Annotated in this window: 4 protein-coding genes; 2 read left to right on the forward strand and 2 right to left on the reverse strand. The window is 41.3% G+C overall.

All coding sequences use genetic code 11. The annotated features are described in order from the left end of the window. Positions 1-62: 62 nt before the first annotated feature. A complete protein-coding gene (locus H6570_04030; GenBank protein ID MCB9318426.1) occupies positions 63-6887 on the forward strand; it encodes a leucine-rich repeat domain-containing protein in 6825 nt (2274 codons plus the stop codon). 294 nt (positions 6888-7181) lie between these two features. Then, a complete protein-coding gene (locus tag H6570_04035; protein ID MCB9318427.1) occupies positions 7182-10415 on the forward strand; it encodes a gliding motility-associated C-terminal domain-containing protein in 3234 nt (1077 codons plus the stop codon). A 101-nt stretch (positions 10416-10516) separates the two neighbouring features. Here H6570_04035 and H6570_04040 read toward each other — a convergent pair whose 3' ends face one another. Both H6570_04040 and H6570_04045 read right to left on the reverse strand, forming a co-directional pair. Continuing rightward, positions 10517-11530: a virulence protein RhuM/Fic/DOC family protein gene (locus tag H6570_04040; protein MCB9318428.1), complete on the reverse strand. Its 1014-nt coding sequence runs from the start codon at positions 11528-11530 to the stop codon at positions 10517-10519. 207 nt (positions 11531-11737) lie between these two features. Continuing rightward, positions 11738-12691 (reverse strand): PorP/SprF family type IX secretion system membrane protein, encoded by a 954-nt coding sequence (locus H6570_04045; protein ID MCB9318429.1) that lies wholly within the window; start codon positions 12689-12691, stop codon positions 11738-11740. Positions 12692-12709 lie beyond the last annotated feature (18 nt).

Genomic DNA, 12709 nt, shown 5'->3' on the forward strand with positions numbered 1-12709 from the left:
ATCATAATGAGGGGATGTGTTAACATTGGAGGACGGAACGCAATACACCCAAAACCATTAGCATGAATGCGAGATATACACGTTGGATCAATCATGGCATTAACAATCTGATCCTTATTATCCTTATAGCCAGCTTTTTGCCCCAAACCCTTTCCGGCCAAACCTGTGACCGGCAGCGGGACTCGTTGGCGCTGGTGGCGTTGTATAATGCGACGGATGGGCCGAACTGGACAATAACCTGGGATTTGAATAGGCCGATGAGGGAGTGGTATGGCGTCATACTAGATAGTACTGGTTGTGTTCAAAAATTAATATTAAATGGTGGAAGAGGCCTTAGTGGTGAATTACCTGATCAGGTTTTTAATCTTGAAAATTTGGAAGTGTTGGAACTATTTGGGAATAATCTTACTGGTACTATCTCTAGTGGTTTCGAAAATTTAACCAAGCTACGATCACTTAATTTAGGACAAAATAATTTCCACGGTCAAATACCAACAGAGATTGGAAAGTTGAGTAGGCTTAACTTTCTTAATTTACAAAATAATAACTTGACAGGTAATATACCTATTGAAATTTTTAATTTCACCAATTTAGAAACATTATCACTTAGCTATAATGATTTAGATGGTAACATTCCAAATAATGTTGGTAAATTGATAAACCTAAGGAATCTGAGCTTTGCAGGAAATAGGCTTAATGGAAACATACCCGAATCAATCAATCAATTACAGAACTTAACATCCTTACATTTAGAGATCAACCATTTAGATGGTGAAATACCAAGGGGAATTACGTTCTTGGATAGTTTATGGTGGGTCTCACTTTGGGGAAATAATTTTTCCGGAAGTATTCCAGAGGGGTTTGGTCGATTAGAAAAATTAGCTATCCTTTCATTAAATCATAATCAACTTAGTGGTTGTATTCCAGAAGATTTGATTTCAAAGTGTAGAGTTGATGTGGATTTTAATGCAAATCCGCGACTTCCCTGGCAAGGTGATTTCTCCCGTTTCTGTGTCGGTGAGCCACAAACCGGAGCACCTTGCGATGACTCCAATCCCTATACAGCAAATGATCGCATTCGGACAGATTGCTCCTGTGCTGGAGATACTATCTCTTGTAGGAGCCAGGATTCTTTGACTTTGGTGGCTTTTTATCAGGCTACTGGAGGACCAAACTGGACGGTGACCTGGGATTTGAATCAGCCGATGGATACCTGGTTCGGAGTTAAGATGAATGATGAAGGTTGTGTAACGGAAATTAAGTTAGGAGCAAATGCTTTACATGGAGAGATACCGGTCGAGTTGGGACAGCTGGGACCATTGCGTTTGTTATTGCTTGCAGATAATGATCTATCTGGACCCATACCTGGTTCGATAGGAAATTTAAGCCAACTAAGCCAGCTGGACTTGCGTTTAAACACCTTTGCGGGTGAGATTCCAAAAGAGTTAGGAAATCTAACTCAATTGTCCTGGCTGCTGCTTGCAAATAATGAACTATCGGGATCAATACCTTTCGAGTTATCCCAATTGAAAGATCTTCAATTATTATGGTTGGATAATAATCAGTTAGAAGGAGAAATTCCAGAAATTTTTGGTTCAATGTCCAAACTGAAAGCGCTTTGGTTGTATCAGAATAATTTGTCTGGAGCATTGCCTCAAAGTTTAAGTAATGCAGACAGTCTGGCTGAATTCATCGCCTATCAAAATCAATTGAATGGTGATTTGCCTGATTACCTGGGAACATTAAGTAATCTTTCCATATTAAAACTGAACGATAATCGGCTTAGTGGTTGTTTTCCTCAATCACTGGCTTCCGGTTGTTTCATCGATTATGATTTTACCAATAACTCATTGCTCCCCTGGCAGGGTGATTTCTCTCGCTTCTGCGCCGGAGAATCGCAAACCGGCGCTCACTGCGATGATTCCGACCCCTACACGTTAAATGACCGAATACGGACAGATTGCTCTTGCGCAGGGGATACCGTATCCTGTCGAGGCCAGGATTCTCTAGCATTGGTAGCCTTGTACAATGCGACAGATGGACCAAACTGGACGGTGACCTGGGATTTGAATCAGCCGATGGATACCTGGTTTGGGGTGGAGCTGAATGAAAATGGCTGTGTGACTTGTTTGGATCTGGACGGAGTGCCTGATTGTGGTATTGTTCAAAATAATTATCAATCAGGAAATAATCTTACAGGAAATATACCAGGGCAAATTGGTGACTTACAAGAATTAAAAGTTTTATCTCTTGGCTTTAATAAATTAGACGGAATCATTCCCAAAGAATTGAGTAGATTAATTAACCTTGAAGACCTAGACCTTAGTAAAAACAATCTAACAAGTTCGATTCCATTTGAAATAGGTAGTCTAATAATCCTAAAAAATCTGGACCTTGGTTATAATCAATTGACTGGTGAAATCCCAAATGAATTGGGGGAGTTAAAATCGTTGATTTTCTTGGGATTAGATGTTAATTCCTTATCAGGTTCAATCCCAACTGAACTAGGTCAACTTACGAATTTGGAGGATTTAGGCCTAGGCAATAATCACCTCAGTGGTCAAATACCCAAAGAAATTGGAAGTCTATATAAATTGAAGACCTTTAGACTTAGTTTCAATGAAGTATCAGGAAGCATTCCTCCTGAATTATCAAAGTTATCCAACCTTGATATCTTATGGCTAAATTTTAATCAATTAAGTGGTGAGATACCAGCTGAATTAAGTCAATTGGAAAACCTCGGTACCATTGGTCTTGACAATAACAATCTTGAAGGTTGTTTTGATGGCTCGTTTAGTGCATTTTGTTCGATCAGTTATGGTTTTTCTAACAACCCAAAGCTACCCTGGCAGGGCGATTTCTCCCGCTTCTGTGCCGGTGAATCGCAAAGTGGAGCACCCTGTGATGATGGAGATCCCTATACGGTCAATGACCGAATACAAGGTGACTGTGGGTGTGTTGGTCAGGCAGTATCCTGCCGGCAACAAGATTCACTGGTTTTGTTGGCCTTTTACAATTCGACGGGCGGTTTAAATTGGAATACCACCTGGGATATTAAACAGCCGATGGACAACTGGTATGGCGTTGAGTTGTTCGACGATGGTAGTGTAAAATCATTAGAAATTTGGACTAACAATCTGACAGGCACCTTGCCTTTTGAAATTGGTAATTTCTGCAATATCCAGACCATTTCAATTGGAGGTTCTCAAATAGGAGGACCTATTCCATCTGGAATAGGAAATCTGACGAATCTCGAAGTGCTTACTTTGGGTCAAAATGAATTGTCCGGGGAAATACCTGTATCCATTGGAAATCTGACCAAATTGAAGACTTTATACTTGGATCAGAACAATCTTATTGGACATATTCCCACCGAGATTGGGTTCTTGATTAATGTAGAAGATCTTCATCTTTATGACAACCAACTCACCGGTTCGATCCCTGAAACCATCGGGAACATGATCAGTCTGAAAAATGTTCGCCTCGACCGGAATCAATTATCTGGTATTATTCCTCCTTCCATTGGCAATTTGGCAAACCTCGAGGTATTAGCTCTGGGATACAATCAATTAAGTGGAACTATTCCACAAGAATTGGGAGATGATTCAAAACTGAATATCCTGCATATGCAGGAGAACCTACTCAGTGGTGCTATTCCTGTTTCTTTGAGTGGGCTCAATAATCTGAGTGAGTTATTTCTTAATACCAACCAATTATCTGGTACGATTGATAAATCGTTTGGTCAGATGCAACAATTGCGAAAACTTTATTTGCATAAAAATAACTTATCTGGAGCCATACCATCTGAGTTAGGTGGCTTAATAAGCCTGGAAGAATTTCGTGTTGACAGCAATGCACTCACTGGAACAATTCCATCTTCCCTAGGGGATTTGGTGAAAATAAAATTATTGGTTCTTCGGGACAATCAGTTGTCGGGCGGAATCCCCGCCTCTCTGGGAGGCTTATCCAATCTAGAACTGATCCAATTAAATAACAATGAACTAAGTGGTTGTTTTGATGATGCACTCAATTCGCTTTGTTCGGTGATGTATGACTTTACTAATAACCCACTACTTCCCTGGCAGGGTGATTTTGCTCGTTTCTGTGCCGGGGAGTCCCAGGTAGGAGCGACATGCAGTGACAATGATCCGAATACGACTAATGATCAAATCCAGATGGATTGTGGTTGTCTGGGAGAAATTGTCACTTGCCGCAGCACAGACTCCCTTGCTTTGGTAGCATTGTACAATGCAACAGATGGACCCAACTGGACCGTGACCTGGGATTTGAATCAGCCGTTGGATACCTGGTATGGGGTTGAGTTGAATGAAGAGGGATGTGTCATATGTTTAGATCTTGATGGAGAAGTCAACTGTACAAATACATTCAATAATGTGCCAGGAAATAACCTCACTGGAACCTTGCCTGTTGAACTATTTCATTTAGATCAGCTTGAAGTTTTAAGTCTGGCAAATAATGCGATTACAGGTGAAATTCCGTCCGACATTGAGAATTTGGCATTCCTTCGAGGCCTATATTTACAGGATAATAAAATTTCAGGCCAATTGCCCGACGAAATCGGTAATTTAAAAAGCCTGGAAATGTTTTGGATGCAGAATAACAATTTGACAGGAGAATTGCCTGCTAGTATGGGTAATTTATCCAAGCTGATAGGTTTTACACTTCAGTATAATCAATTGACTGGAAATATTCCAGGCAGTCTTGGAAATCTAGAGAATGTGCAATGGATGGGTTTGGCCTACAATAACTTTTCGGGACCTCTTCCAGCTGAATTGGGTGAACTATCTAGCATACAGGCTATAGGTTTCAATAATAATCAATTAACAGGTGAACTCCCTTCCTCCTTTAGTAAACTACAGAACTTAGTGAATTTTCAATTAGAGAATAATCTCTTGTCGGGTGAAATTCCAAGTTACTTTGGGGACTTTCCTAAATTAAGATTACTTTACCTAAATGATAATCGGTTATCTGGCTGCATTCCCGAAAGCCTTCTAAACAAATGCGATAGTTCTGTCAATCTTTCCAATAATCTTCAACTTCCCTGGCAGGGCGATTTCTCCCGTTTCTGTGCCGGTGAATCACAAACTGGAGCACCCTGTGATGATGGAGACCCCAATACGATCAATGACCAGATCCAGGTGGATTGCGGTTGCAGAGGGGAGGTGCTTACCTGCCGCAGCAGAGACTCACTGGCACTGGTAGCAATATATAACGCTACAAATGGCCCGAAATGGACAAAAGGCTGGAATTTAAATACACCAATCACTTCCTGGAATGGCTTGAAGTTTAATGGTGATGGTTGTCTATCTCAACTGGACTTAAGTAATAATAACCTTAGTGGTTCCTTCCCTTCCGAAATAGGGAACCTAATCGACCTCCAGCATCTGGACTTGAGTAAAAATAACCTGACCGGCGGTATTCCGGAAACCATCGGTGAGCTTAATCGTCTAGAAACGCTACTATTATTTGAAAATCAACTCTCCGGATCGATACCTGATGGAATAGGGAATTTAATTCATCTGAGAAATTTTCAATTGGATTACAATCTACTGACCGGTCCGATACCTCTATCGATTGGTAATCTTGGTCAATTAGAGATTCTTTCCATGGGCTTCAATCAACTGAATGGAGAGATACCAGGGGGATTGGGTACTTTATCCCATTTGCAGCAAGTCTTTTTATTGCATAATCAATTGACTGGCTCCATTCCCGCCAATTTAGGTAATGCGGTGAGCCTTGAAGAATTATTTTTAGATGATAATCAATTGACCGGGAGTATTCCTGCTGAACTTGGTCAGCTTTCCCGTCTGCGGATCTTGCATTTATACCGTAATGGGTTGGTTGGCTCCATCCCTGCTCAATTGGGAAACCTCTCGGCATTGACGGAGTTGCGATTGGAATTTAATCAGTTGGGAGGTGCCATTCCATCCTCGCTGGGTAATTTGAATCAGATGAAATTATTCGTTTTGCAGGGTAATCAATTGACCGGAGAAATACCTGGTTCCCTGGGTAATTTGTCAAGCATTGAATTGATTCAATTAAACGATAATCAACTGAGTGGTTGTTTTGATGAGACGCTCCGGCCATTGTGTTCGGTTACTTATGACTTTACAAATAATCCCCAGTTAGCCTGGAAGGGTGACTTTTCTCATTTCTGTAATGGAGAAGCGCAGCCAGGAGCTACCTGTGATGACGGTAACCTGACCACAACGAATGATCAAATTCGTTCGGATTGCGGTTGTTCTGGTGAGATAAACGATTGTGGTTCCGTTACGGTGGATATTTCGAATTACACCAATCAGAGCTACTCCATGCAACCCGGTGAGCGACTATTCGTTGATCTGTTTGCAGATAGCCCTTTACCTTCCAATTATGAATTCCAAGGATTTGGTAGTGTTAATCAGGGTACCATAACCTTAGGACCGGTTCCTGGTCAGTTCACTTATGTGATTAATGACGTTGCATCAGCTACCATCCAGGTACCCTTTGAGATTTGCAGCAAATCGTGTCCTGATGCCTGTAAATCTGGGCTTGTTACCATTCAGGTAAACCGCGACTGCTTCAACGAAGAAAACTTCAACTTGCCCAACATCCTCTTCCCCGATGGCCCGGCCGGAACCAACCGTTACTTCATTGTGGAAACTACCAAGTTATGTGCGGACCTTTACGGGGAGTCTACCACAGCATTAAGGGTCTTTGACCGTTGGGGCAAAGTCATCTACCGGGATGAAGACTACCAAAACAACTGGAGTGGCACCGATCAGCCCGGTGCTCCGCTAGCAGCAGGAACGTATTATTATGTGCTGAACATCCACCATGAGCGGGGGATGGAGCAGGTGACGGGGTATATTACGTTGTTGAGGTGATGTCAGACATGGAGCATGGAGCATGGAGCATGGGGCATGGAGCATAGTGAGTAATGAGCAATGTGACAGTATGGTAATAGTCAGATCAGGAATATTTTTCTTGCTTTTACAATTTAGGAAACTGTAGTCCAGTCAATGAAATCCTGTGATTGACCTCATGGAAATTTAGCTTTACATCATGGATTTATTTTTTTGGGACTCTTAAATTTATACCCACTCTAAGAATAGTTTTAGAACATTGAATGTCCCTGTTAACATGAAATAAAAAATGGCAATACACCCTAAAGTGAATTGATGAAAAATTGGTTTACACAACGATCAGGCTGGAAGTTGAGGATTAAGCTACTCATTCTTCTTTTCGGATACCTAACGCAGAGCGGAAGGGCCCAAACCTGTGAACGGCAAAGAGACTCTCTGGCTCTGGTGGCCCTTTATAATTCGACCAATGGACCAAACTGGTCGGTAACCTGGGATTTGAATCAACCGATTAATGCCTGGTATGGGGTTGAATTGAATGATGCGGGCTGTTTGAGAAGTCTCATACTGAATAATAATGGCTTGAAAGGCAGTATTCCTCCGGAAATAGGGAATTTTGAGAATGTGCTTCAGATTAAGATGGATGATAATGCTTTGGTTGGATCCTTGCCAGATAAATTGTATGATCTTGCGTTAATAGAAACATTAAGTCTCCTGAATAATCAACTATCTGGTGAATTATCAAGTATAGTTGATCATTTGAAAAGCATAGGAACACTTAATTTGATGGGCAATCAATTCAGCGGACCAATACCAAAAGAGATAGGTAATCTACACCACATAACGTGGTTGGGATTGAATAATAATCAATTTTCAGGTGAAATACCTCATGAAATCGGGCAATTGACAACGCTTGGAAGTCTTTGGGCATCATTTAATCAATTATCAGGTCCTATTCCGGAAGAGTTTGGTAATATGGTGAACTTAAGTCAGCTTACTTTGTCTCAGAATAATTTGTCCGGGGGTATTCCCAGTTCTTTAGGTAATTTACCCAACCTTACATTCCTTTACCTTGACGGTAATAACCTTACGGGAGAAATTCCTGCCACGTTTAGTAATTTACAATCTATGCATTCACTATTTCTTCATAATAACAATTTGGAGGGATGTTATCCGGAAGGGCTATGTTATTTGGCATTAGAAGATAGGCGCGGAGGCTATTGTCAAGGTGCTTATGAAGGATGTCAATTTAATTTTAGAAATAACCTCAAGTTGCCATGGCAAGGTGACTTCTCTAAATTCTGCGCCGGTGAATCACAGACTGGTGCTACCTGTGATGATTCTTATCCCTATACATTAAATGATCGAATTCGGGCTGACTGTTCCTGTGCGGGAGATACTATTTCTTGTCGAAACCAGGATTCCGTGGCATTGGTAGCCTTGTACGATGCGACGGATGGACCAAACTGGACGGTATCCTGGGATTTGAATCAACCGATGAATACCTGGTATGGGGTGGAGTTGAATGCGGAAGGTTGTGTGCAGTGCATTGATATGGATGGCGTCTTTGATTGTGGTGAGGCAGGAAGTGACTTTCCCGGAAATAATTTAAATGGAATTATTCCACCTGAAATTGGGGACCTCTCTAGCCTTCAATATTTGATCCTAAACAATAACCATTTAAGCGGTTCGATCCCTCCTCAGATTGGAAACCTAACAAATTTGGTATTACTGAATCTGAGCTCTAATAATTTAAGTGGCAATCTGCCATCTGAGACTGGCGATTTATCCTCTATGAAACATTTAAAGATTGCTTCAAATCAAATATCTGGCCAAATTCCAGGCCAAATTGGGAACTTGATAAATGCAGAAGTGATCGATCTAAGGTTCAATCAGCTTTCAGGACCGATTCCACCGACTCTCGGAAATTTGAAAAAGCTTTATGGGTTGACGGTTGGCTTTAATCAATTATCTGGGCCTATTCCTGCTAGCTTGTCTGGTCTAAGTAATATCAATTGGCTGGACCTTAGTAACAACGACTTATCTGGCGAAATACCAAATTCTTTAGGTGACTTAACAACATTGCGTTTTTTGGGGATAGGCGTAAATCAACTCATCGGCCCAATACCAGCCTCCTTTGCTTCTCTTAATTTAATCAATATTCAAGCTGAAGAAAACCAGCTCTCCGGTGAGATTCCTGCTTTTTTTGGAGATTATCCCAGTCTTCAATTACTTTCTCTTCGAGATAATAATTTTACGGGTTGCTTTCCGGAGAATTTGCTCAGCAAATGCAACATTACCGTAGATGCTACGCAAAATCCTGAACTCCCCTGGCAAGGCGACTTCTCGCGTTTCTGTGCTGGGGAATCACAAACCGGAGCACCCTGTGATGATGGTGACCCCAATACGATTAATGATCAAGTTCAGAGTGATTGTCGCTGTAAAGGTTCGATAAGTATTGGAGCTGATTGTGATGATGCAATCATAATATCGGACACTGGGAGAATTGTTATTGATACATTGTATGGCCCTGGTAAAAAACGTGAATTTAATGGATTTAATTGTTTCAATATAGTTGGTATAGATAGTGAAACAAACTCAAAATGGTTTGAATTTTATTGTGACTCTTCAAAGGAATTAAACTTTACTATTACTCCACTAAATAATGCGGATGACATTGATTTTGTATTTTTTGAGCTTCCGAATGGATTTTTTGATTGTGATTCGTTGATAGTTTTAAGATGCATGGCTTCATCATGTGCGGGACCCACTGGCCTAAGAGGTGATTCTGAAGATAGTTCTGAATTGCCAGATTGTAAAAATGGACAAGATGGTTGGTTATCTACCGTCTGGATTGAACGTGGTAAATATTACGGTATAGCTGTAAACAATTTTACGGGATCCGGCGGTTTTATATTGGATTTTAATGTAGAGTCTAATAGGACCGATTGTAACTCACTTACATTCGATATTGAAAAATACGAGCAAAGATATGCAGTGCCACCTGGAGAGCGTTTATTTGTGGATCTGTTTGCCGATAGCCCTTTGAGTGCCAGTTTTGTCTTTAATGGATATGGTAGTGTTAACCAGGGTACCATTAACTTAGGACCAGTACCTGGACAGTTCAGTTTCGTTCTGGACGGTGTTACTTCGGCTACGATTCAGGTGCCTTTTGAAATTTGTAGCTATGTCTGTCGTGATGTATGCGCTAATGGATTTATTACCATTGAGGTGAATCGAGACTGCTTCAACGAGGAAAACTTCAACTTGCCTAACATCCTCTTCCCGGATGGCCCGGCCGGCACTAACCGGTATTTCATCGTCGAGACCACGAAACTATGCGCGGACCTCTATGGTGAATCTACGACAGCTCTGCGTGTATTTGATCGTTGGGGTAAAATCATCTACCGGGATGAAGACTATCAAAACACCTGGAGTGGCACCGATCAGTCCGGTGCACCATTGCCTGCTGGTACCTATTATTATGTGCTGAACGTCCGCCATGAGCGGGGGATGGAGCAGGTGACGGGGTATATTACGTTATTGAGGTGATGGACAGGCATGGGGCATTTTGCATGGTGCATGGGTATTCATTGAAGACGGCGAATGCAGATCTTTGTAACATCAGTAATTTAATGCCTTATCCTTAGCACTTACTTTTTTATCAAATTTATGATGAGTTTTTGGATTGTGCCTCTTTGTTCAGGAAGGCTTTGAGCTATCAATAAAGCCAATGTAACAAGGGTGTTTTCGCTAATTTTTCGTTCTCCATTGTCATTAAAGTGGAATTTATTTTGTTCAAGAAACCAAACGAATAAGAATGAACCTATCCTTTTATTACCGTCACTGAAGGGATGTCCTTTTATAATGGAATAAAGCAATTGTACTGATTGCTCTTCGATAGTTGGATATGCTAACTCACCAAAAACAGTCTGTGAAATACTTCCCAAAATACCTTTAAACGAATCATCCTTTTCATTGCCAAAAAGTTCACTTGCCTCTCCTCTTTTCAATAAATCAGATTTTAGTTTTTCAATGGCGACCTTTACATCTCTATAGTTAATTAGATAGATTACTTCCCTATTGAGATTATCAGAAACTAGCTCATCTTTGTCATATTTTTCGAGTAGCTCAAATGATTTCGAATAGTGTGATATTATAGAAAGGAAGCCATCGGTGATTGCTTTTTGTTTTTCAAAAAATTCTTCATTGAGACTATTTAATTCCTTTTGTAAAACTGCAACCCTGTTTTGCTCTTTCTCCAGGAGTTTTTTATTGATCGAATAACCTTTGAGAAGGTATTCTTTAAGTTTTTGAGTTGCCCATTTCCTGAATTCGGTGCCAACCTGTGATTTGACACGATAGCCGACTGAAATGATAACATCTAAGTTGTAGTAGGCAACTTTTCTTGATACTTCTCGTTCTCCTTCCTTTTGAACTTGGCGGAATTCCCGCCAAGTTGATTCTTTAGTAAGTTCTCCTTCTTTGTACAGGTTCTTAATATGCTCTCCAATTGTTCTTCTAGCTTTTCCAAACAAGTCCATTATTTGTTGTTCTGAAGCCCAAACAGTGTCATGTTCACCATCAAGAACAACCTGGAATTCAGTATAACCATCTTTTGGTTTGAAAACTACAACTTCACTGTTTATAATATCAGGAAGACTCATATTTGAATTGTATCGTTCTACAAATGAAGTTTTTTTATATACTTCTTCAATACCTTTGTGTAAGACTACATATTATGTAGTAAACCGCAAATAAATTATAATTTCCATATTCCATTCATTTGATCTATCCATTAGATGCTTCTCTCCTCGGCTGACCTACCTGACTGAAATCGATCGGGCGGGTATGACATTTAGTAGTAAATAGTATCAACGCGTAGAAAAAGCAACTGACATGAACAATTCGTGGGTCATGCCCAGGACACTCGACAGTTCGCTGAAGCTTTGATTAAATGCATAGCCGAACCGGTAATTGTTTAGGGAGTTGATGTTTTCCCCTAAGGATAATCCTGCCTGGAAGTGAAAGGTCTTTTCGGTGGAGAAGCCGACACCCAGCCAGAATTCTTCGGACAATTGAGCCCGGATCATTCCATCCACATGCAAGCCGGAGGTTTCTACATAACGAACCCACACACTGGGCTCTATATAAGAAGTCTCTGAAGTGTATTTGATGTAGCCCATGGTTGCATAATAATGCGGTACACGGCGGACACCACGGTATTCCCGGTTGCCCACGTTCAGATAACCCTGAAATGAAAAGAACTGAGGGATGGATAGGCCTCCATAGATGTTGTCGTCGTTATTTAGTTGTTTTTGGGCAAATACCCCGATCCCAATATCCGGGTACCACTGGCTCTGCAAGTCATCCAGCGGTATCTCGGTGATATCGTTCGCCCGGATGTCATCCATATCGATCCCCAGGTAATTCATGCCGATTGAGAGTGCACCGGATATGCCACCATAATAGGGATCGCGGGAGAAAACGGTACCTAATTGGCCATACAAACTGGTTTGGCGGGTGGAGCCCAGCCGGTCCTGCATCAGATAGCCGCCGGTAATCAAATGGGCATTGCCGTCATTGCGGGTGATCCAGTGTCCATGCATCAGAGCCGTAGAAGGAGCCCCTTTCAAGCGTGTCCATTGTTGCCGGTAAGCAAGACCTGCCTTGGCATTCTGGTCGTAGAGAAAATATTCATGATGAATGACAGCTGGATTTAGGACTGCGTGATAGTCCTGGTAAAAGGTGAATTGAGGTAATTGCTGTGCCTTGATGGAAGGGATGACAGCCCAGAAAAGAATCCAGCAAAGCCATTTTTTATGCATGGTCAATACATTCCAGTC

It is taken from the genome of Lewinellaceae bacterium (genome assembly GCA_020636135.1).
Lineage (GTDB): Bacteria > Bacteroidota > Bacteroidia > Chitinophagales > Saprospiraceae > JAGQXC01.